22 protein-coding genes are annotated in these 22,682 nt (G+C 57.8%); 20 read left to right on the top strand and 2 right to left on the bottom strand.

The features are described from left to right. Window positions 1-3 precede the first annotated feature (3 nt). Genes FX155_RS05050 through rsmI form a run of 4 tightly spaced genes read left to right on the top strand, consistent with a single transcriptional unit; the run spans window position 4 to window position 3,457 of the window. Window positions 4-1,044: an ATP-binding protein gene (locus tag FX155_RS05050; RefSeq protein WP_022488354.1), complete on the top strand. Its 1,041-nt coding sequence runs from the start codon at window positions 4-6 to the stop codon at window positions 1,042-1,044. Between the two features lie 10 nt (window positions 1,045-1,054). Next, window positions 1,055-1,900, top strand: a complete 846-nt coding sequence (locus tag FX155_RS05045) for a PSP1 domain-containing protein (protein ID WP_022488355.1) — start codon at window positions 1,055-1,057, stop codon at window positions 1,898-1,900. Then, window positions 1,900-2,634, top strand: a complete 735-nt coding sequence (locus FX155_RS05040) for a tRNA1(Val) (adenine(37)-N6)-methyltransferase (RefSeq protein ID WP_154487939.1) — start codon at window positions 1,900-1,902, stop codon at window positions 2,632-2,634. Before FX155_RS05045 ends, FX155_RS05040 begins: the two co-directional genes overlap by 1 nt. Then, entirely contained in the window at window positions 2,624-3,457 is an 834-nt protein-coding gene (rsmI, locus tag FX155_RS05035; protein WP_022488357.1) for a 16S rRNA (cytidine(1402)-2'-O)-methyltransferase, read from the top strand. Before FX155_RS05040 ends, rsmI begins: the two co-directional genes overlap by 11 nt. On the opposite strand, the gene FX155_RS05030 is transcribed toward rsmI, so the two are convergent. Then, a complete protein-coding gene (locus tag FX155_RS05030; protein WP_154487956.1) occupies window positions 3,430-4,350 on the bottom strand; it encodes a LysR family transcriptional regulator in 921 nt (306 codons plus the stop codon). The two genes, rsmI and FX155_RS05030, sit on opposite strands and share 28 nt — an antisense overlap. A 109-nt stretch (window positions 4,351-4,459) precedes the next feature. Here FX155_RS05030 and FX155_RS05025 point away from each other — a divergent pair, with 109 nt between their 5' ends. Next, window positions 4,460-5,479: a YeiH family protein gene (locus FX155_RS05025; protein ID WP_022488359.1), complete on the top strand. Its 1,020-nt coding sequence runs from the start codon at window positions 4,460-4,462 to the stop codon at window positions 5,477-5,479. Window positions 5,480-5,539: 60 nt separating this feature from the next. Here FX155_RS05025 and FX155_RS05020 read toward each other — a convergent pair whose 3' ends face one another. Next, a complete protein-coding gene (locus FX155_RS05020; RefSeq protein ID WP_154487938.1) occupies window positions 5,540-5,704 on the bottom strand; it encodes a hypothetical protein in 165 nt (54 codons plus the stop codon). 49 nt (window positions 5,705-5,753) lie between these two features. Here FX155_RS05020 and FX155_RS05015 point away from each other — a divergent pair, with 49 nt between their 5' ends. From FX155_RS05015 to FX155_RS04945, 15 genes are all read left to right on the top strand, one after another. Further along, entirely contained in the window at window positions 5,754-6,347 is a 594-nt protein-coding gene (locus FX155_RS05015; protein ID WP_154487937.1) for an HD domain-containing protein, read from the top strand. Window positions 6,348-6,450: 103 nt separating this feature from the next. Next, entirely contained in the window at window positions 6,451-7,557 is a 1,107-nt protein-coding gene (locus FX155_RS05010) for a glycosyl hydrolase family 18 protein (protein ID WP_288310523.1), read from the top strand. 66 nt (window positions 7,558-7,623) lie between these two features. Continuing rightward, the gene (locus FX155_RS05005; protein ID WP_154487936.1) at window positions 7,624-8,409 is read left to right on the top strand and encodes a basic amino acid ABC transporter substrate-binding protein; all 786 of its coding nucleotides are present in this window, start codon (window positions 7,624-7,626) and stop codon (window positions 8,407-8,409) included. Window positions 8,410-8,645: 236 nt separating this feature from the next. After that, complete coding sequence (locus tag FX155_RS05000) at window positions 8,646-9,425, top strand: basic amino acid ABC transporter substrate-binding protein (RefSeq protein WP_154487935.1); 780 nt, start codon at window positions 8,646-8,648, stop codon at window positions 9,423-9,425. Between the two features lie 27 nt (window positions 9,426-9,452). Then, window positions 9,453-10,109 carry an amino acid ABC transporter permease gene (locus FX155_RS04995; RefSeq protein ID WP_154487934.1) on the top strand — a complete coding sequence of 219 codons (657 nt, stop codon included), beginning with the start codon at window positions 9,453-9,455 and terminating at the stop codon, window positions 10,107-10,109. A gap of 1 nt (window position 10,110) precedes the next feature. Then, window positions 10,111-10,830: an amino acid ABC transporter ATP-binding protein gene (locus FX155_RS04990; RefSeq protein WP_154487954.1), complete on the top strand. Its 720-nt coding sequence runs from the start codon at window positions 10,111-10,113 to the stop codon at window positions 10,828-10,830. A gap of 146 nt (window positions 10,831-10,976) precedes the next feature. Further along, the gene (gene hpf / locus FX155_RS04985; RefSeq protein ID WP_154487933.1) at window positions 10,977-11,522 is read left to right on the top strand and encodes a ribosome hibernation-promoting factor, HPF/YfiA family; all 546 of its coding nucleotides are present in this window, start codon (window positions 10,977-10,979) and stop codon (window positions 11,520-11,522) included. A gap of 186 nt (window positions 11,523-11,708) precedes the next feature. Next, window positions 11,709-14,180, top strand: a complete 2,472-nt coding sequence (secA, locus tag FX155_RS04980) for a preprotein translocase subunit SecA (protein ID WP_353844354.1) — start codon at window positions 11,709-11,711, stop codon at window positions 14,178-14,180. Window positions 14,181-14,309: 129 nt separating this feature from the next. Beyond that, window positions 14,310-15,410 carry a peptide chain release factor 2 gene (gene prfB / locus FX155_RS04975; protein ID WP_022488369.1) on the top strand — a complete coding sequence of 367 codons (1,101 nt, stop codon included), beginning with the start codon at window positions 14,310-14,312 and terminating at the stop codon, window positions 15,408-15,410. A gap of 16 nt (window positions 15,411-15,426) precedes the next feature. Further along, the gene (locus FX155_RS04970; RefSeq protein WP_154487932.1) at window positions 15,427-17,526 is read left to right on the top strand and encodes a DUF5693 family protein; all 2,100 of its coding nucleotides are present in this window, start codon (window positions 15,427-15,429) and stop codon (window positions 17,524-17,526) included. Then, window positions 17,519-18,607, top strand: coding sequence for a polysaccharide pyruvyl transferase CsaB (gene csaB / locus FX155_RS04965; protein ID WP_022488371.1), 1,089 nt, complete (start codon window positions 17,519-17,521; stop codon window positions 18,605-18,607). The genes FX155_RS04970 and csaB overlap by 8 nt, the downstream gene beginning before the upstream one ends. A 63-nt stretch (window positions 18,608-18,670) precedes the next feature. After that, window positions 18,671-19,357 (top strand): cell division ATP-binding protein FtsE, encoded by a 687-nt coding sequence (ftsE, locus tag FX155_RS04960; protein ID WP_154487931.1) that lies wholly within the window; start codon window positions 18,671-18,673, stop codon window positions 19,355-19,357. Beyond that, window positions 19,347-20,234 (top strand): permease-like cell division protein FtsX, encoded by an 888-nt coding sequence (gene ftsX / locus FX155_RS04955; RefSeq protein WP_022488373.1) that lies wholly within the window; start codon window positions 19,347-19,349, stop codon window positions 20,232-20,234. The genes ftsE and ftsX overlap by 11 nt, the downstream gene beginning before the upstream one ends. Window positions 20,235-20,246: 12 nt before the next feature. Further along, complete coding sequence (locus FX155_RS04950; RefSeq protein WP_022488374.1) at window positions 20,247-21,383, top strand: murein hydrolase activator EnvC family protein; 1,137 nt, start codon at window positions 20,247-20,249, stop codon at window positions 21,381-21,383. 147 nt (window positions 21,384-21,530) lie between these two features. Beyond that, window positions 21,531-22,679, top strand: a complete 1,149-nt coding sequence (locus FX155_RS04945; RefSeq protein ID WP_154487930.1) for a S41 family peptidase — start codon at window positions 21,531-21,533, stop codon at window positions 22,677-22,679. Window positions 22,680-22,682: the final 3 nt, after the last annotated feature.

Below are 22,682 nucleotides of genomic sequence, written 5' to 3'. Positions count from 1 at the left end.
GCCATGTGGGAATCCATCATCGGACATGAAACCAACAAAACCTTCCTGGAGAATATGCTCAAAGGGACCCGGAAGACGCCTTCTCTGCTGTTCTGTGGGCCGGAAGGCATCGGGAAGAAAAAAATGGCCCGGGCCTTCGCCAAAAGTTTCCTGTGCCTGGAAGATCCCCTGGTCCCCTGTACCTGCCGGAGCTGCCGGGCCATGGACAGTGACAGCCATCCGGATTTCATCCAGGTGGAGCCCGGGGGCAAAAGCCGGACCATCGGGGTGGAGGCCATCCATCAGCTGGCGGCCAGTGCTGCCTTCGGGCCCGTATTGTCCCGGTACAAGGTGTGTCTCATCGATGAGGCCCATACCCTCCGGGAAGAGGCCCAGAACAGCCTGCTGAAGCTGCTGGAGGAGCCCCCGGACTACTGGCTGTTCCTTTTGGTGGCAGACGGCCGGGAAAAACTGCTGCCCACCATCCGGTCCCGGGTGATGGAGCTCCGGTTCGATCCTCTTTCCATGGCGGAAACGGAACAGGTGCTGGCGTCCATCCATCTGGGAGAAGGGGACCGTCCGGAAGATATGGCTGAAGAGGACCTGGCCCAGGTGGAAGCCAAATGGCGCCGGGAACTGCCGGTGCTGGCCCGGCTGGCAGGAGGTTCTGCCGGCAAGGCCCTGACCTGGTTCCGGCTGGATGCCTTGAAGCTGCGGGAAAACATCCTGGACCTGCTGGAACAGGCGGGCCGGGAGGATATCCTGGTCTACGCGGACAGCCTGCCTTGGATGCTGAAAAACGACCGGCAGGAGAGCCTGGTGCTCATGGAGCTGCTGCTCCTCCTGTTACGGGACGGTCTGATCCTGGAAAGCGGGCTGCCCCAGGTTTTGTACAATGAAGATCTGCGCCAGAGGCTGGGCCTGTGTTTTGCAGGCTGGTCGGAGAAGATGCTCCGTCAGGCCCTGGAACTGGAAGAAAAGTGCCGCCGGGCCCTGGCGTCCTTTGTGACCCGCCGGATGGCAGTGGAGGCTCTGGCACTGGAACTCCATGGAATGCTGGAATAAAGGAGAAAAAATGGTAACCATCGTTGGAATCCGGTTCAAACGGGCCGGGAAGATCTATTATTTTTCCCCGGGGAACTACGACCTGGCAAAGGGAGACCATGCCATTGTGGAAACCTCCCGGGGCATTGAATACGGGGAAGTGGTGATTCCCCGGCAGGAAGTGGAGGACAGCAAGATCGTCTCTCCTCTGAAAACGGTGATTCGGAAGGCTACGGAAGCCGACGCCCGGAAAGTGGCGGAAAACCACCGGAAAGAAAAAGAAGCCTTTGTGATCTGTGAGAAAAAAATCGCTGCCCGGAAGCTGGAAATGCGTCTGGTCAACGTGGAATACACTTTTGATGTGGGCAAGATCATCTTCTATTTCACCGCCGACGGCCGGATCGATTTCCGGGAACTGGTGAAGGATCTGGCGGCAGTGTTCCGCACCCGGATTGAGCTGCGGCAGATCGGGGTCCGGGACGAAGCCAAGATGCTGGGAGGCATCGGCTGCTGCGGCCGTCCTTTGTGCTGCTCCACCTTCCTGGGGGATTTTGAGCCGGTGTCCATCAAAATGGCCAAAGAACAGAACCTGTCCCTGAATCCCACCAAGATCTCCGGGATCTGCGGCCGGCTCCTGTGCTGCCTGAAATATGAAAGCGACATGTACTGCGGCAACTGCTGCAAGAAACGGGAAAAGAAAAAGGAACCCCGGCCCATGGTGCCCCGTCCCGGGATGAAAGTGGTGACCCCCAGCGGGGAAGGGATGGTCATGACCATCAGCCGCCGGGAACAGACCGTGACGGTGGAACTGTCCCCGGGGAACCGGGTGGTGGTCTCCTGGGATGAGATCGTGGAATCCTCCCGGGCGGAGAAGTAATGGAAAATACGGAACGGCTGGACTGCCTGCCGGACGGGACCACCCGGATCTGGCAGGACAGCCGGGAATTCTGCTTTACCACGGATGCGGTGTTCCTGGCCGCTTTTCCCCACTTGGTCCGGAAGGCCAAGGCCCTGGAACTGGGCTGCGGCACCGGAGCGGTGAGCCTGCTTCTGGCCAACCGGGGAGCGGAAAAGGTGCTGGGGGTGGATGTGAATCCCCATGTGGTGGATCTGTTCCAGCGGAGCATCCGGGAAAACCATCTGGAACATCGGGTGGAGGGCCGGGTGTGCGATTTGCGGGAATACCGGACCCAGCTGCCCTGCGATGCCCTGGACCTGGTGGCGGCCAATCCGCCCTACCGGATCGGGGGACGGCGGCGTCAGGTGGGTCAGGCCGCCTGTCATGAAACAGGCACCACCCTGGAGGATTTTTTTGCGGCCGCCGCCTGGTCTCTGAAGACCCGGGGCCGGTTCGCTCTGGTCCAGCTGCCGGAACGGTTCACCGATGCGGTGAAGCTGGGGATCCGGTACCAGCTGGAACTGAAACGGCTCCAGTGGGTCCATGCCTATGTGGACCGGCCGGCCTGGATCTTCCTGGCGGAATTCGTCAAAGGGGGAAAGCCCGGACTGGAAGTGCTGCCCCCGTTGTGCATGTACGATCCGGACGGCTCCTACAGCCGGGAAACACTGGCCTATTATGCATTGAAAGGGGACGAAACCCATGGAAAATAATAAAGGGAACCTGTACCTATGCGCCACTCCCATCGGGAACCTGGAAGACATGACTCCCCGGGCGGTGCGGGTGCTCCAGGAGGCGGATCTGATCGCCGCGGAAGATACCCGGCATACCCGGCAGCTGCTGACCCATTTCGGAATCCACGGCCAGCTGATCAGCTACCATGAACACAACAAGGAAAAACAGGGGCCGGTGCTGCTGGAAGCCCTGGAGGCAGGGAAAAACATCGCCCTGGTCACTGACGCCGGATTTCCGGGGATATCGGACCCGGGAGAGATGATTGCCCAGCAGGCCATTGCTGCCGGGATCCCGGTGGTTCCGGTGCCGGGAGCCAATGCCTGTCTCACGGCCCTGGTGGCTTCCGGTCTCCCCAGCACTCCCTTCTTTTTTGGGGCCTTCCTGCCCAAAAGCCGGAAAAACCGGAAGGAAAAGCTGGAGGAATGGAAGCATATCCCGGCTACCCTGGTACTGTATGAAGCCCCTCACCGGATCCTGGACGTGCTCCAGGATATGGAGGAAGTGTGGGGAGACCGGAAAATGACCCTGGGACGGGAACTTACCAAGCTCCACGAAGAGTTCTTCCGGGGGACCATTTCCACCTGCCGCCAGCATCTGCTGGAAAATCCTCCCCGGGGAGAATTCGTCCTGGTGGTGGAACAGGGAAAAATGGAAAAACAGGAGCCCCAGGGGGACCCGCTGGAGGCAGTGAAAGACCTGATGGCCCGGGGTACGGACAAAAAAGAAGCCCTGGCCCAGGTGGCCAAGGCTTACAAAGTGCCCAAACGGGAGCTTTACAACCGTCTGGTCAAAGAAGAATAGGGAGAATTCCCTTTGGATTCCATCAGTTCCTGACAGATGACCCGGATTTCCGGAGCGAAGAGGCTGTCTTTGGGCCAGATGAAATCAAAAGGGTGGACCATGGAAAAATCTTTCAGAGGCAGCAGCCGGACCCGACCGGCGGCTGCCTCTTTTTCTACGGCAATCCGGTACAGGAAAGTGATGCCGCAGTCCTCTTCCAGCAGCTGGATCAGGGCGTGCATGTTTCCCACCTGGGCCCGGTGGGCGAACTGGTCCAGGGTAATGCCCTGGAGGGCCAGGTTCCGTTCCAGGATGTTCCGGGTCCCGGAACCAGGTTCCCGGACCAGCAGCCGTTCCGGCAGAAGATCCCGGCACAGCTGGGGCTCCCGGGCAAACTGGTGCCGGGCGGCGCATACCGGGACGAACGGTTCCAGCCGGAACAGCAGGTGGTCATAGGATTCCGGAGGATAGTACCCTTCCACCAGGGCAAAATCCAACGTCCCCCGGTCCAGCTGCTGGAGCAGTTCCCGGGTATTCCCGAAAATCAGGGTCAGTTCCACCTCCGGATGGGCCTTCAGATACTGGGCTGCCGGCCGGGCAATGCCGTATTCCCCGATGGTAAGGGTCACCCCGAAGGTGAGACGGCGGACACCCTGCTGACAGGCTTCCATCTTCCGGACCAGCAGGGCCTCATCGGTCTGGAGCAGTCGGGCGTAGGCGGCCAGGGTCTTTCCGGCAGGGGTCAGTTCCAGGTTCCGGCCCCGGTGGGCAAAAAGAGGCAGCCCGTATTTCTTTTCCAGGGTGTGGATGTGCTGGGAAACCGCCGGCTGGGTCAGGAACAGTTTCCGGGCCGCCTGGGTGAAGTTCATGGTTTCACAGACCGTCAAAAAAGTGCGCAGCTGGGTATCCATCAGTTCCTCCATAAGGGTATTTTATGGGTTCATTATAAACCATAATTTCCGCTTTTTAAATAGAGCATCTATAATACAACAAGATGCTTTGAAGTGAAGGAGGAAGTTACTGATGGAAAAAAGAGGAAAAGGAATCCTGGCCTGTCTGGCCATTGCCCTGCCGTCCTGGCTGCTGGGGCAGCATTTCCCGGTGGTGGGAGGACCGGTGATTGCCATTCTCCTGGGGATGGTCATTACCCTGTTCTGGAAGGAGAAAGGGGCGGCGGCTCCGGGTATCCAGTGGACCAGCAAAATCATCCTCCAGTCGGCAGTGGTGTTCCTGGGATTCGGGCTGGATCTCCATGTGGTGGCGGCTACGGGGAAACAGTCCCTGCCCATTATCCTGGCTACCATTACCACCTCCCTGGTGCTGGCCTATGGACTCCACCGGCTTATGGACATCCCCACGAAAATCTCCACTCTGGTGGGGGTGGGGTCTTCCATCTGCGGGGGATCCGCCATTGCCGCCGCGGCTCCGGCCATCCATGCGGATGATGAAGAAGTGGCCCAGGCCATTTCCGTCATCTTCTTCTTCAACGTACTGGCGGCCATCCTGTTCCCCCTCCTGGGGTCGGCACTGGGATTCAGCACCACCAGCGGGGAAGGGTTCGGGATCTTTGCAGGCACGGCGGTGAATGACACTTCCTCTGTAACTGCGGCCGCAGCCACCTGGGACAGCATGTGGAACCTGGGGACCGCTACCCTGGACAAGGCTGTGACGGTGAAGCTTACCCGGACCCTGGCCATTATCCCCATTACTCTGGGCCTGTCCCTGTATTACGGGAAGAAAGAAGCGGCGGCCGGGAAAAAGTTCCGTTTGGCCCAGGCTGTTCCCGTGTTTGTGCTGTATTTTATCCTGGCGTCCCTGGTCACCACCCTGGCCCTCCAAATGGGCATTTCAGCCACCCTGTTTGCCCCCATGAAGACCCTGAGCAAGTTTCTCATCGTTATGGCCATGGCTGCCATAGGGCTGAACAGTAACCTTGTGAAACTGATCCGCACTGGCGGCAAACCCATTCTTCTGGGAGGATGCTGCTGGATTGGCATCACTGTGGTGAGCCTGGCTCTGCAACAAGTGCTGGGATTGTGGTGAGAGGACGCAGGGAATCCCGTATTGTCAGAGGCCAAACGCTGCCGCGTCTGGCCTCCATTTCTATACTTTTTTGCTCTTTTCAACCCCTTGAACTCGCTGGTGCAGTTCCTGCTGGAGTCGTTCCATGTCTTCGGCGGTTTTTACAAAGGAATAGCCGATGGAATCCGCCTGAGCGGCGTGAGTGGGCAGGGTTACCATAATTCGGGTGCCTGTCTTCTTTTCCATGATATAATAAATTTTAAAGCACCATTTGCAAGGGAGGAATGGAAACAGTATGAATGACGATTCACGTTTTGCCAAACAGCTCCGGTTCATCCTGGAGCTGGACAAGGAAAAGATCATTCTCCGGCAGACCCATCTGACCGGATACCGGCGGCAGGAAAACGATGCGGAACATGCTTGGCATATGGGGGTGATGGCCTGTTTATTGAAGGAATACGCCAACGAACCTTTTGACCTGGCCCGGACCCTTTTGATGATCCTTCTCCACGATGTGGTGGAAATCGATGCCGGGGACACCTATGCCTACGACCCGGATGCGGTGAAGACCCAGCGGGAACGGGAGGAAAAGGCGGCGGACCGGATTTTCGGACTGCTGCCGGAAGACCAGGCCCGGGAATTCCGGGACCTGTTTGAGGAATTCGACCGGGGAGACACCCCGGAAGCCCGGTATGCCCATGCCCTGGACAATTTCCAGCCCATCCTTCTCAATGACGCCAACAACGGAAAAGACTGGCGGCTCCACCAGGTGGGCCGGCAGCAGGTGGAAAAACGGAATGCCCGGACCCACGAAGGCAGCGAAAAAATCGCCCAGGCCGTCCAGGCCATCATTGACAGGAATGTGGAGAAGGGGAACCTGAAGCCGTAACAGCAGGGAAGAGTGAAGAGGGGGCTGGCGGCAATCAAACGGTACCTTGGGTACCGTGGGGACGCTGATCCGATGCCCCACAAAACAGTGAGGAGGAGATCGTGTGGACAAACGATGGATCTGTATTTTCTGCCTTTGCCTGATGACCCTTACGGGCACCGCCTGTGCCCGGACTCCAGAACCGGCGGGACCGGAGAAGGGGAAAAATCCCCCGGTCCAGGAACCTTACCGTCCCCGGAAGGTGGAAGGGCCAGTGGGGCTGGTGTGGGACTGGCAGGCTCCGGGAGAAAAGCCTTCCACCCTGGCCAGGGAGAAGAAGCTTCCCGGGATCACCGTCCTTTCTCCCAGCTGGTTCGTGATCCGGGATACGGATGGGAATATGGAAGAAAAGAACGCCTCCCTGGACTATGCGCCCCAGGCCCATGCCAAGGGATACCGGGTGTGGGCCCTTATTACCAACGGGTTCGACCCGGACCTGACCCACGGGCTTTTGGACAATCCGGCCGGCCGGAAAAATGCAGCAGAAGGGCTCCTGGCCCTGGCCCGAAAGTACCAGCTGGACGGCATCAACCTGGATTTCGAGAACATCCGGGCAGAAGACAGCGACCGGCTCACCGCCTTTGTGGGAGAAATCGCAGGGCCCCTCCGCCAGGAAGGGTACACGGTATCCATAGACGTGACCGTGCCTTCTGACAACGGGAACTGGTCCCGGTGCTATGACCGGAAGGCCCTCAGCGAACAGGTGGACTATGTAATGCTCATGGCCTACGATGAACACCACCGGCTGTCCAAAGTAGCCGGCTCTGTAGCCAGCCTGCCCTGGGTGGAACGGGGAATCCGGAAGACCCTGGAAGAAGTGCCGGCGGAAAAACTGGTGCTGGGGATGCCTCTCTACATGCGGGACTGGAAAGAAGAAAACGGAATGGTCAGCGCCAAAACCCTTTCTATGCCCGGAGCCCGGAAGCTGATCGCTGAAAAGGGCCTGGTGCCTGCCTGGCGCAGCGAGGAAGCCCAGTATTATTTTGAATACCGGGAACAGGGGGTGCTCCATCGGGTATGGCAGGAAGATGCCCGGAGCCTGGCCCTGAAGAACGCCCTGATCAGCCGGTACAACCTGGCCGGCAGCGCCTACTGGAGGAAAGGTCTGGAAGAGCCGGAAGTGTGGGAAATTCTGGCGGATGCGAATTTCTTGTTGCATAAAAATAAATAAAGATGTATAATTTATCCATCAAATAACGAAATAGCCAGTATATGGGCCAAATGAGGAGGAATATTTATGAAGAAAATGAAGATGCTTGCTGGAATCCTGGCCGGGCTGATGCTGTGCGTGGCCGCAGCAGGATGCGGCGGGGGCTCCGGCACCGCCGACAAAAAAGCCACTGACAAAAAGGAACTGGTGGTGGGGACCAACCCTTCCTTTGCTCCTTTTGAATTTACCGACAAGAAGGACGGCAAGGTCCAGGGCTTCGACATCGACCTGATCAATGCTCTGGCCAAAAAAGCCGGTTATGAAAAGGTGACCATCAAGAGCATCGCCTTTGACGGACTGATCCCGTCCCTGGAATCCGGGAACATCGACGTTTCCATCACTGGCATGAGCATCACCGATGCCCGGAAACAGAAAGTGAACTTCACCGATCCCTACTATGAATCCGGTCTGATGGCCGTGGTGAAAAAGGATAACGATGCCATCAAGGGTCTGGATGATCTGAAGGGCAAGACCATTGCCGTCCAGCTGGGCACCACCGGGGCCAAATATGCGGAAACCATTGAAGGAGCCAAGGTCAAGACCTTCGATTCCTCCGACCTGGCCTGCCTGGAACTGAAAAACGGCGGCGCCGATGCGGTGATCAGCGATCTGCCGGTGCTCCAGTACTTCCTGAAACAGGGGGGCAGCCAGTACGCCAAGAGCGTGGGGACCCCCAAGAAAGGCGACTTCTACGGCATCGCCACTGCCAAGAAAAACAAAGAACTCTGCGACAAGCTGAACAAAGCCCTGGCTGAACTGAAGAAAGACGGAGAATACCAGAAGATTTACGACAAGTGGTTCAAGGCGGAATAAGAGATTGTCAATGGTCAGTGGTCAATTGTCAATGGCCGGGGGAAGCCAGCTCTGCTGGCATTGAAAAACAAATTCAAAATCAATTGGTACAATTGATTTCCAAAAGCCAGAGACTAGTGACTAGAGGCTGGTGACGGGGCTGCTGCGTATGCGGCAGCCCCTTTTTCTCGAAAACCGGTTGTATAAACATACGCAACGCTGTATAATGATTACATTATGAAGATGGAGGGAAGATTATGAAAAAAATCTCTGCTGTAATGTGCGTACTGGCTGCTCTGATGCTGGCCGTGGCCGGCTGCGGAAGCGATACCAAACAGGCTGCCAATGACCAGAAAGTGATCAAAGTAGGGACCGAACCCACCTTTGCTCCTTTCGAATTCCAGGAAAAAGATTCCAAGGAATTCGCCGGATTCGATATGGACCTGGCCCGGGCCATCGGCAAACAGCTGGGCAAAAAAGTGGAAATCCAGAACATGGGCTTCGATGCCCTGATCCCGGCCCTGAACTCCGGCAACATCGATGCGGTGGCCGCAGGCATGAGCATCACCGACGAACGGAAAAAGGCCGTGACCTTCTCTGATCCCTACTACACTTCCGGTCTGGTAGTGGTAGTGACCAAGGACAACAACGATGTGAAGAGCATCAAAGACCTGGAAGGGAAGAAGATCGCCGTACAGATCGGCACCACTGGTGCTGACAAGGCCGCCAAGGTTCCCGGCGCCAAAGTGACTTCCTTCAACACCAATGCGGAAGTCTTCCTGGAACTGGAAAACAAAGGGGTTGACGCGGTGATCATCGACAAGCCTGTGGCCCAGTACTACCTGACCAAGGAAGGCAAGGACAAGGACAAGATCGTAGGGGATACCATGGATGCGGAATCCTACGGCTTTGCCTTCAAGAAGGACAGCAAACTGGCTGCCGACTTCAACAAGGCTTTGGCTGAACTGAAGAAAAACGGTGAATATGACAAGATCTACACCAAATGGTTCGGCAAAGATGCCAAAGCCGCTCAATAAGCGGTTTCTGGAAAAGGAAGAGAATGCATGAATTTTGAAATCATGAAGGAATCCCTGCCCCTGCTGCTTGCCGGGGCAGGCATTACTGTAGAAATCACAGCGGCCAGTGTGGGCCTGGGGCTCTTCATCGGCGTAGTGGTGTCCCTGATCCGTCTCTGCGGCATCAGGGCCCTGCGCATTTTAGGCGATATCTATGTGACCTTTCTCCGGGGCACCCCCCTGCTGGTCCAGATCTTTCTGGTGTACTTTGCCCTGCCGGCCCTAATCCATCACCGGGTGGATGCCTATGTGGCTGCCATTTCCGCCTGCTCCATCAACTCCGGGGCCTATGTGGCGGAAATCTTCCGGGGCGGCATCGAATCCATCGACAAGGGACAGATGGAAGCCGGCCGGAGCCTGGGCATGACCTGGTGGCAGACCATGCGCCACATTATCCTGCCCCAGGCCTTCAAGCGGATCATCCCGCCTCTGGGCAACGAATTCATCGCCATGCTGAAGGACTCCTCCCTGGTGTCCGTCATCGGGTTCGAAGAACTGACCCGCCGGGGCCAGCTGATCATTGCCCGGACCTATGCCTCTTTTGAAATCTGGCTCAGCGTGGCCATCATCTATCTCATTATGACATTTGCGGTGGCCCGTTTGGTAGGCGTCCTGGAAAGGCGGTACAAGAAAGATGAACAGTGAAATGATTAAAGTGGAGGGCCTCCGGAAAAGCTATGGGGACAACGAGGTGCTCAAGGGCATCGACGTGACCATTGCCGAACAGGAAGTGGTGGTGGTCATCGGCCCCAGCGGCGGCGGGAAAAGTACCTTTCTCCGGTGCCTGAACTATCTGGAAGTGCCTACGGCCGGCTCCATTACCTTTGACGGGATCCCCCTCAACGGGGAAGCCAACATCAACGAAGTGCGGAAAGAAGTGGGGATGGTGTTCCAGCGGTTCAACCTGTTCCCTCACATGACGGTGATGGACAACCTGATCCTGGCTCCCATGATCGTCCGCCACGAAAAGAAGGAAGAAGCGGTGGAAAAGGCCAAGCTGTACCTGGACAAGGTGGGCCTGTTGAACAAGGCCGACGCCTATCCCGGCAGCCTGTCCGGGGGCCAGCAGCAGCGGGTGGCCATTGCCCGGGCCCTGTGCATGAAGCCCAAGGCCATGCTCTTTGACGAGCCCACTTCCGCCCTGGACCCGGAAATGATCAACGAAGTACTGGATGTTATGAAGAACCTGGCCCAGGAAGGGATGACCATGGTGGTGGTGACCCACGAAATGGGCTTTGCCCGGGAAGTGGGAGACCGGATCCTGTTCCTGGACGGCGGGAAGATCCTGGAACAGGGAGATCCTACCGAATTCTTCGCCCATCCCAAAAACGAACGGGCCCGGAATTTCCTGTCCAAAATCCTGTAAGAGAGGGGCTGCTGCCTGTGCGGCAGCCTCTTTTTATCAAAAAAATTTACATTTTTTTATTTTCTTTTGCAGGGATTTCCGAAGAGTTGTAGAATATGTATAATAACAACGATGGGAAATGTCCCATTGGTGAGGAGGTAGTTATTATGGCAGTAAAAGTTCGTGGTAAAAACATCGAGGTCACCCAGGCATTAAAAGATTACGTGGAAAAACGCGTGCAGACCATTACCAAACAGTTCAAGACGGTAGGTGAGATCACCGCGGTAATGCGGGTGGAAAAAGGCAAACATACGGTTGAAATCACGGTTCCTGCCAGCGGCATCGTACTGCGGGCCCAGGAAACTTCTGAAAATATGTATGCATCCATTGACCAGTGCGTGGAAAAAATCGAACGGCAGATCCATAAATACAAGACCCGCCTGATGAAACGGAAATACAGCAACTTCAAGGATGCGGCACCGGCTCCGCTGCCAGAAGACAGTGAAGATGTACCGGAAGAAACCGGGGAATTCAAGGTAGCCCGTACCAAGAATTACGCCATGCGGCCCATGGGCGTCCAGGAAGCCATTATGCAGATGAACATGCTGAACCACGATTTCTTCATTTTCTTCAATGCGGAAACGGAAAAAATCGCCATTGTATACCGGAGAAGAAGCGGGGATTACGGCCTGATTAATCCGGAAATGGCCTGAACCTTTTCCGAAAACTGGGTTATCCCGTAAATTCAAGAAATTTTTACAAAGAGCCGGGGCGTTTGCCCCGACTCTTTTTGACTTTCATATACGCATTTGCTACAATTAAAAAATGGATTCATAGTGGTAATTTGCGCCTGGAGCGCTTACAAGAACTGAGGAGTGATATACTTGCTGGAAAACCTGATGAAACTGGTCTTTGGTGACCCCAATAAGAAAGAATTGAAGGTCTGCCAGGGCTATGTGGATAAAATCAATGCGCTGGAACCGGAAATGGCCGGGCTCAGCGATGCCCGCCTCTGTGCCAAGACCCAGGAATTCCGGCTGCGGCTCACCAAAGGAGAAACCCTGGATGACCTGCTGCCGGAAGCTTTTGCCGTGGTCCGGGAAGCCTCCCGCCGGGTGCTGGGGCTGCGTCATTTCGATGTGCAGCTGATCGGGGGCTGCATCCTCCACCGGGGGAACATCGCCGAAATGCGTACCGGTGAAGGGAAGACCTTGGTGGCCACCCTGCCGGCTTACCTGAACGCCTTGGAAGGCAAAGGGGTCCATGTGGTCACCGTCAACGACTACCTGGCCCGCCGGGACAGTGAAGACATGGGCCGGGTGTACCGGTTCCTGGGGATGAGCGTGGGGCTGATTGTCCACGACATGGATTTCCCCGCCCGGAAGGCAGCCTATGCAGCGGATATCACCTACGGCACCAACAACGAATTCGGGTTCGACTACCTCCGGGACAATATGGTGGTGTCCCTGGATCAGATGGTCCAGCGGCCCCTCCATTATGCCATCGTGGACGAAGTGGACTCCATCCTCATCGATGAAGCCCGTACGCCTCTGATCATTTCCGGTCCCGGGGAAAAATCCACGGATCTGTACAACATCATGGCGGATGTGGTGAAGAACTTCAAGGAAAAAGAAGACTACACCGTAGATGAAAAGCTCAAGACCGTGGCTCCTACCGAAGCCGGTATCGCCAAGGCGGAAAAACTCCTGGGCGTAAAGAACATGTACGACCCGGAAAACGGCACGGATCTGTCCCATCAGCTGATGGAAGCCCTGAAGGCCAAGGCACTGATGATCCGGGACCGGGACTATGTGGTGAAGGACGGGGAAGTCATCATCGTGGATGAATTCACCGGCCGGCTCATGTACGGCCGCCGGTATTCCGAAGGGCTGCACCAGGCCATCGAAGCCAAGGAACATGTGAAGGTGGAACGGGAAAGCCAGACCCTGGCCACCATCACCTTCCAGAACTACTTCCGGATGTACGACAAGCTGTCCGGCATGACCGGTACCGCCAAGACGGAAGAACAGGAATTCCAGAAGATTTACGGGCTCAGCGTCTACGTGGTGCCCACCAACAAACCCAATATCCGGATCGACTACCCGGATGTGATCTACAAAACCAAGAAAGCCAAGTACCGGGCTGTGGTGAAGGCCATTGAGGAACTCCATTCCGTAGGCCGGCCGGTGCTGGTGGGGACCACTTCCATCGCCCAGAGCGAGGAACTGTCCGCCATGCTGAAGAAAAAGGGCATCCAGCACAATGTGCTGAACGCCAAGTATCATGAAAAAGAAGCGGAGATCGTGGCAGATGCCGGCCAGATGGGGGCCGTGACCATTGCCACCAACATGGCCGGCCGTGGTACGGATATCACCCTGGGCGAAGGGGTGGCCGAACTGGGCGGTCTCCACATCATCGGTACGGAACGGCACGAATCCCGCCGGATCGACAATCAGCTCCGGGGCCGCTGCGCCCGTCAGGGGGATCCGGGTTCCACCCGTTTCTACCTGTCTCTGGAAGACGACCTGATGCGGCTGTTCGGTTCTGACAACATTTCCGGGATCATGGACAAGCTGGGGATGGACGAAGACGAACCTATCGAACACAAGCTGGTGACCCGGTCCATCGAAAACGCCCAGAAGAAAGTGGAAAGCCGGAACTTCGACATCCGGAAACACGTGCTGGAATATGACGATGTGATGAACGAACAGCGGGAAGTCATCTACGACCAGCGCCGGAAGATCCTGGAAAAGGCCGATCTGAAGGAAACGGTCCTGGGCATGGCGGACCACATTGTGGACCGGACCATGGATATGTACGCTCCCAAAGAAGCCTACAGCGAGGACTGGGACATTCCTTCCCTGATCAAATACGCAGAGGAATTCTATGCACCTCAGGGCAGCCTGAAGGCTGACGAACTGGCCAACATGAGCCGGGAAGAACTGGAGGAACATCTCCACAAGGTGGCCCACGATTACTACGACGAACGGGAAACCGCCATCACCGCTCCCATTATGCGGGAACTGGAAAACCTGGTGATGCTGAAGGTGGTGGATACCCACTGGATGGAACACCTGGATGCCATGGATGCCCTCCGGGAAGGAATCGGGCTCCGGGCCTACGGCCAGCGGGATCCTCTGGTGGAATACAAATTTGAAGCCTACGACATGTTCGAAGGCATGAAGGAAGCCATTGTGGACGATGTGGTCCGGTACATGTACCGGGTGAACGTGGTGACCCAGCCTACGGTGGAAGACCACCTGTCCAACGCTTCCGTGAATAACCCCAATGTGGACGGTACGGCGGAAGGTGCTCAGACTCCTGCGGAAATCCACGGGGAAGGAAAGCCGGCAGGGGCTCCCCGGCAGTAAGAGCGCCCGGGGACAGCATTCCCCGAATCCCCGCTGGGGGAGACAAAAACGGATGCACCAAACGGAGCTGGGGAAACCCGGCTTCGTTTTTCCCATTTTACCATTACGAAAAGAAAGGGCTGGAAAATCTTGTTACTGGAAGAACTGAAACCGGCAATCACCCAATTGAAAGATAAACTGGAAGAACTGAAGGGCGGTCTGAAGATTGCCCAGAAGGAAGAGCGGATCGAAGACCTGGAACACCAGATGGCGGCGCCCGGGTTCTGGGATGATCCGGACAAGGCTCAGACCGTGGCCCAGGAAGCCAACAACCTGAAAAGCGAAGTGGAGACCTACCACGGGCTGAACCAGAAGTTGGAAGACGTGGAGACCCTCTGGGAAATGGCCATGGAGGAAAAGGACGACAGCCTCCAGAGTGAAATCGAAAGCGAAGTGGAAACCGCCCGGAAGACCCTGGCGGACCTGGAACTGGGCATGCTCCTCAGCGACCAGTATGACGCCAACAACGCCATCCTGACCCTCCATGCCGGGGCCGGCGGCACCGAAGCCCAGGACTGGACCAACATGCTGCTGCGGATGTACACCCGGTATGCGGAACGGAAGGGATTCTCCGTGGAACTGCTGGATGTACTCCCCGGGGAAGAAGCAGGGGTGAAAAGCGCCACCCTTACCATCCAGGGACACAATGCCTACGGGTTCCTGAAAAGCGAGAAGGGGGTCCACCGTCTGGTGCGGATCTCTCCCTTCGATGCCAACGCCCGGCGGCACACCTCTTTTGCCGCAGTGGATGTAATGCCCGAACTGGACGAAACCGTGGAAGTGAACCTGAACATGGACGATGTGCGGGTGGACTACTACCGGGCCAGCGGTGCCGGCGGACAGCACGTCAACAAGACTTCTTCCGCTGTCCGGATGACCCACCTTCCCACCGGGATCGTGGTCCAGTGCCAGAACGAACGGAGCCAGCTCCAGAACAAGGAACGCTGCCTGGCTCTGCTCCGTGCCAAACTGTATGAATATGAAAAGGCCATCCAGGACAAAAAAATCAGCGAAATCGCCGGGGATTACCAGGCCATCGAATGGGGCAGCCAGATCCGGTCCTATGTGTTCCAGCCCTACACCATGGTGAAGGACCATCGGACGGGAGCGGAAACCGGCAACATCCAGGCGGTGATGGACGGGGATCTGGACCTGTTTGTGGAAGCCTATCTCCGCAGCCTGAAACACTGAGAGGTGGTCTGACACCATGAAAACCTATCAGAAACTGTTCCTGGCCCTGGTGGGCCTGGGACTGGCCGCTTCCCTGTGCCTGAACTGGCAGCGGATCCAGGTGGAACGGGCCAACAAAACCATCGAAACGGTCATGGAATACAACAGCCTGGTGCGCATGGCCCAGGAGGAAGGAGTTCCCAAGGAGCAGGTGTTCAAGGAGTTCCGGGACCGGGGGGTGACCACCCTGACAGTGTTCGACACCAGCCTGGACAAACTGGCCCAGAAAGGGTCCGTGAACGTGCTCACCGGGGCCCAGCTCCTGGAACTGGCCCGGGTCCAGCAGCTCCGTCCGGAATGGCAGGCCATTGTGGACAATCCGGACTTTATGGTGGATGCCCTGTACATTTCCGCCGGGACCAGTGAACGGGCCCTGAAGGAAGCAGAAGAGGACATCCGGCTCCGGTTCGGGAAAGAACGGATCGTGGAACTGAATGCCTCTCCCCTGATCCTCCGGTTCGACGGGGATACCATCATCAGCAAGAACCCCATTGCCGGGGACGAACGGGGCGTCCGGGAAATGGACCTGGGGCCGTCCACCGATGAGCTCCAGGATGTGACGAAGAACGGCTTCATGGTGGCCATCCGTCCCACCAACTACTGTGAACGGTATACCGCAGCCGCCGCCAGCGAAGAGGAACAGATCAACGCCTTCTTCCGCCGGCTGGATGACAGCGGGGCCAAAGTGAGCCTGATTATCGGCAGCGGCAAACAGATGCTGGGGAACAACAAGTACCTGCCTCTGGTGGCCAAAAACCTGCTCCAGCGGCACATTACCATGGGTATGGTGGAAGGGGTCACCCAGCTCCAGTTCGTAAAACTGGAAGGGATGACCGAACTGGCCAGACTGGCCAACTACCAGGTGGCCCGGACCTATGTAATCGCCGATGCGGAACAGCGGAAAATGCAGGTGTTCGATGCCTTCCGCCGCTGGTCCCTGGCGGATGAGGAACGGAACATCCGGGTGAACTACATCAAGACCTTCCTGACTCCCCGGGACAACAAGACCCTGCTCCAGACCAACCTGGACTATGTGGACCGGGTGACCAGGGATGTGGCCAGCAAGGGCTTTGCCACGGGGCCGGCGGATATTTACAAGGTATACCAGCCCAGCCGGCTGTGGTACATTCCCATGGCCTTCTCCCTGGCCGCCGCCTGGTGCCTGTATTTCCTGCTTTTGGGGGTACTCCCTGAAAAGCATTATGTCAAAGCCACGGGCATTTTCGGGGTGCTGGTGACTGCCGGCCTTTTTGCCGGCCCCCTGGGGCTCCTGGCCCGTCAGGGCGTGGCCTTTGGGGCTGCGGTGATCTTCCCGGTGCTGAGCATGCACCGGATGATGGGGATCTGGCGGAAAAACGGATCCCGGGGCAGCCTGGGGGCTTTGGCTCTCCGGACTTGTGTCCATCTGTTTGAAACCATCGTCCTGTCCCTGATCGGGGCATCCATGGTGGGAGGCATACTCAGCGATACCCGGTTCCTGCTGGAAATGGATATTTATCGGGGGGTAAAGGCCACCTTCATGCTGCCGGTGGTCCTGACCTGCCTGCTGTTCCTCCGGACCCATGGTCTGTGGCAGCAGGGAGAAGACTGGCGGAAGCCTTTCCGCCGGGTGCTGGGCTTCCTGAACCAGCCTCTGAACCTGAAGGCCCTGTGCATCCTGGGCATCTTCGCCTTTGTGGCCTGGGTGTTCATCGGCCGCAGCGGCCATACGGCCGGGGTGCCGGTGCCTGCCATTGAGCAGAAGCTCCGGTTCTTCCTGGAAGAGACCATGTGGGCCCGGCCCCGGGAAAAGGAATTCATGATCGGCCATCCGGCCTTTTTCCTGGCCGCCTGGGCTGCCTGGAAAAAGCTGCCCACCTGGTTCTACGGACTGTGCGTCACCGGGGCCGCCATCGGCCAGGGCAGTGCCGTCCAGACCTTTGCCCACATGCGTTCGCCCATTCTCATGAGTTATGTACGGGCCCTGGACGGATACGGAGTGGGGCTGGTGGCCGGGCTTATTGCCCTTGCCATCTTCGCCCTGGCGTATCCCCATGTGGCAGCGTTCTGTGCAAAGAGGAGGAATCCCTTTGGGTAAGATCCTGATTTCCGGCTATTACGGGTTTTCCAATGCCGGAGACGAGGCCATGCTCACGGCCATTGTAACCAGCCTGAAACAGCAGGATCCCCAGGTGGAGCTGACGGTGATCTCCGGGAATCCGGAAGTCACCGCCCGGCTCCATCCGGTGAAGGCGGTCCATCGGTTCGACCTGCCTGGAATCTGCCGGGCCATGGCCGGGACGGATCTGCTCCTTTCCGGAGGCGGCAGCCTGCTCCAGAACGTGACCAGCCGGCTGAGCCTCTACTATTATCTTTCCCTGATTGCCCTGGCGGCGGTCATGGGGAAGAAAATCATGCTGTTTGCCCAGGGCATCGGCCCCATCCGGGGCTGGTTCAGCCGCCGTCTTACCCGGCTGGTGTGCCGGCAGGCGGATCTGATCACCGTCCGGGACGACGGGTCCCTGGATGATCTGAAATCCATGGGCTTTGATCCTGCCGCCATCCATGTGACCAGCGATGCGGTGTTCTCCCTTCCGGAAGGCCGGAAACAGGAGGGCCTCCGGCTCCTGGAAAAACTGGGGGTGGATCCTTCCCGGCCTCTGGTGGGCTTTGCCCTCCGGCACTGGAAGGGAGAAAAACGGTTCGTACGGGAATTTGCCCGGGCGGCGGATGAACTGAAAAAGCGGTTCCAGGCCCAGATTGTCTTTGTGCCCCTCCAGTTCCCGGCGGACGGGGAACTGTCCAATCAGGTGGCGGAGGCTATGGAAAACCGCCGGGATGTGTTCATCCTGGACCAGAAATGTTCCACCCAGGGATACCAGGACCTGATCAGCTGTCTCCATCTGCTGATCGGCATGCGGCTCCACGCCCTGGTGTTTGCCGCCATCAACGACGTTCCCTTTATGGCCATTTCCTATGACCCCAAGGTGGACCGGTTCGTGGATGGCATGAAGGGGACGGTGGTGGATACCATCGGCCAGGTGACGGCGGAAGAACTGACGGCCATGGCCGAAAAACTCTGGAACTCTGACGGCCGGCAGGGACGGGAACAGATCCGTGCCCTCCGGGAAGAAGCCAGAGCCAATATTGGAAGGGCCCTGGCCCTTTTGGCCCGGTGACAGATGTCCACGGGCCTTTTTTGGACCGGGTTTTCCAACCTATGAAAATACAGGAGGAATCCCATGCTGGAAATGCGTCATGCAGGCAAGGTCTATCCTGGCGGGGCGGTAGCCCTGGAGGATATCAACGTACATATCAAACCGGGAGAGTTCGTGTTCCTGGTGGGCCCCAGCGGGGCCGGCAAATCTACCTTCATCCGGCTGATCTCCCGGGAAATCGAACCCACTTCCGGGCAGATCCTGGTGGACGGAGTGGATGTGATGAAACTGAAGCGGGGGGACATTCCCTATCTCCGGCGGCAGCTGGGCATCGTCTTCCAGGACTTCCGGCTGCTCAACGACCGGACCGCCTATGAAAACGTGGCCTTTGCCATGCAGGTGATCGAGGCCCCCAGCCACAAGATCCGGCAGCGGGTCAATGAAGTGCTGGAACTGGTGGGCCTGAAGGGCCGGGGGGACAACTATCCGGGAGAGATGAGCGGGGGCGAACAGCAGCGGGTGGCCATTGCCCGGGCCATTGTCAACGACCCTCTCCTGGTGATCGCTGATGAACCCACTGGCAACCTGGACCCGGAAACCAGCAAGGAAATCATGGAAATCTTCACCCAGATCAACAGCCGGGGCACCACCATCCTGATGGCCACCCACGACAAGACCATGGTGGATTATATGCAGAAACGGGTCATCGCCCTGGAAAACGGGCGGCTGGTCCGGGATGACCGCAAAGGAGTTTACGGGTATGAAGTTTAGTACAAAATGGTATTACATCAAGGAGACCTTTACCTCTCTGAAGCGGAATTCCCTGATGAGCATCGCCTCCATCAGCACCGTGGCCCTGTCCATCCTGGTGCTGGGGATGTTCCTCACCATGGTGCTCAATGTGAACAACCTGGCCAGACATCTGGAGAACCAGGTCCAGGTCACCATCTATATGGAAGACAGCGCTTCCGCCGACCAGCTGAAGCAGATGGAAAAAGTGCTCCGGAGCACCCCCGGGATCGTGAAGGTGACTCCCCGGACTAAGGAGCAGGCCCTGGCGGATTTCAAGAGCCGTCTGGGAGAACAGCAGAAGCTGCTGGCGGCCCTGGGAGAGGACAATCCCTTCCCGGCCTCCTTTGAGATCCAGGTGGACAATCCGGAACGGATTCCCCAGCTGGTGCCCCAGTTCCAGCAGATGCCCGGGGTGGAAACCGCCAAGTTCGGCCAGGAAGTGGTGGAACATCTGTTCCAGCTTACCCGGGTGCTCCGGATCGGCGGGGTACTGCTGATCGTGCTTCTGGCCATTGCCACCCTGTTCATTATCTCCAACACCATCCGGATCACCGTGTTTGCCCGGCGCCGGGAAGTGAACATCATGAAATATGTGGGGGCCACTGACTGGTTCATCCGCTGGCCCTTCCTGCTGGAGGGAATGATCATGGGCTTTGTGGGGGCGGTGATCGCTTCGGCAGCCCTGTACAAAGGGTACAATGCCATCCAAGCCAAGATCTACGGGACCCTGGCCTTCTTCCCCATGCTGCCCAGCTGGCCCACCATGGGCTGGCTTTGCGGGGGACTGGTCTGTGTGGGGACCCTGATCGGGGCTCTGGGCAGCAGCATCTCCCTGCGGAAGTTCCTGGATGTGTAGGAGGCGGTGGGGATGAAGAAACAAGCAGCCCTTGCTGCCGCCCTCCTTTTGCTGGGGACCCAGTTGTCCGCTTCCGTTTCCTGGGCGGAAACCATTGAGGAGAAGCGGGCCCAGCTGGACGAGATCCAGCAGCAGCTGGGGGAAAAGGACGCCCAGCTGGAAGAAAAGAAAAAAGAAATCGGCAATGCCATGGAGCAGCTGATCCTGACCCAGGAAGAACTGGCGGAAGCCAAGCGGAAGCTGGCGGCCATCGAGGCCCGGCAGCAGGCTCTGGAAATCAAGATCCGTCAGAACGAGGCGGCCCTGGCAGCCAAACAGAAGGAATATGACAAAAGCCGGGCGGTGTACAAAAAACGGCTCCGGGACATTTACGAAAACGGCCAGGTGAACTATCTGGATGTGCTGCTGGGAGCGGCGGATTTTCGGGATTTCTCTTCCCGGATGTACCTGCTCCAGCGGGTGGTCCGCCGGGATTTCAACCTGATCGACCGGCTGGAGACCCAGCGGGAGGAACTGCTGGCGAAAAAGGCGGAACTGGACGACATCAAGAGCCAGCTGGCAGCTGCCCATGCGGAAGGCCAGAAGGAACAGCAGATCGTGGCACAGAAGACGGTGGAACGGCAGAAACTGTATGAACAGGCTCTGGCGGAAAAAGCCCAGCTGGATGCGGAATATGAAGAACTCCAGCGGAACAGCCAGGAAATCACCGCCATGATTCAGCGGATGGAACAGGAAGGCCGGATGATGCCCCAGGCAGGAGGCACCGGCCAGCTGGCCTGGCCGGTGAACGGGGAAATCACCTCTCCCTTCGGCTGGCGGGTCCATCCCATCTGGGGGACCCAGATCTTCCATGCAGGGCTGGATATCGGCGCCGATTACGGGGATCCGGTCCATGCCGCGGACAGCGGCACCGTGGTGTACGCCGGCTGGATGGGCGGCTATGGCAATGCGGTGATGATCGACCACGGCGGGGGCATGGTGACCCTGTACGGCCACAATTCTTCCATTACCGTGGGAGAAGGGGAACAGGTGAGCAAAGGGCAGACCATCGCCCTGGCCGGCAGCACCGGCAATTCCACCGGACCCCACTGTCATTTCGAAGTCCGTATCCACGGAGAAGTGGTCAGCCCCCTGCAGTATCTGCCGTAAGCAGGAGTGCAGAGAAAAGAGTAAAGAGCAGAGAAAATTTCTGCATTCGGTGGCAAATGCCCGGCGTTTGCCTTCCAGCGGCCAGTGACAATTGACCAGTGACCAGTGACAGGGATGCTGCCGGGCAGCATCCCACAGAGGCAAACTATGTTCAAAAAACGCTATACAGCCCCCCAGATGCTGGGGGTATTCTTCCTGTCCCTGGGTGTGTTCAGCGGCGGGACCTATTATCTGATGAAAAACTGGATCGGAGACCCGGGAGCCCTTTTCCAGATCGTCCGGACCATGCACCTGATCCAGGAACATTATGTAGGGGAAACCGATCGGAAAGCCATTTATGACGGGGCGCTCAAAGGCATGGTGGGGGTCCTGAACGATCCCTATTCCACCTACCTGGACAACCAGGACTTCCAGGCCCTGTCCACCATGACCGAAGGCCATTTCGGCGGGGTGGGCATGGTCATGGGCCAGAAAAAGGACAGCCAGTTCGTGGTGGTGGCTCCCATTGAGGACACCCCTGCCTACAAGGCCGGCATCAAAGCCGGGGACATCCTGCTGAAAATCGACGGAGAAGACCTGTCCGGCCAGACTCTGAACCAGGTGGTGAAAAAGATCCGGGGGCAGGACGGATCCCAGGTGACCCTGACCCTGAAACGGGGAGAGGAGGAACCCCGGGATGTAACCGTTACCCGCAGCGACATCAAGCTGAAAAGCGTGTACAGCCGGATGGATGAAAACGGCATCGGGTATATCCGGGTGACCAATTTCAACGAGGATACAGGCAAAGACTTCGGTGCCAGCCTCCAGGATCTCCGGGACAAGGGGATGAAGGCCCTGGTACTGGACCTGCGGGACAACCCGGGAGGCCTTCTGGAAAGCGGTGTGGAAGTAGCCCGGTACCTGGTGCCCAAAGGTCCCATCGTGTCCGTTACGGACAAGGACGGGAACACCCAGACCGAATCCTCTTCGTTGGAAAAAGTGGACTTCCCCCTGGCGGTACTGGTGAACCATGGCACCGCCAGCGCGGCGGAAATCGTCTCCGGCGCCATCCAGGATACCGGATCCGGGAAAATCTTCGGGGTGAAGACCTATGGCAAGGGTGTGGTCCAGAATATTTTCCTTCTGAGCAACAAAACCGCCGTGAAGCTGACCGTGGCCCGGTATTATACCCCCAGCGGCCGGAGCATCGACAAGGTGGGCATCGAGCCGGACCAGGTGGTGGAAGCCGCCAATGAAGAAGGAAGCAACCAGCTGCAGGTGGCGGAAGCCTATCTCCGTCAGCAGCTCCAACAGTAAGGG

It is taken from the genome of Acidaminococcus fermentans, assembly GCF_009696675.1.
Classification (GTDB): domain Bacteria; phylum Bacillota; class Negativicutes; order Acidaminococcales; family Acidaminococcaceae; genus Acidaminococcus.
This window is presented reverse-complemented; position numbering and strand designations above follow the sequence as displayed.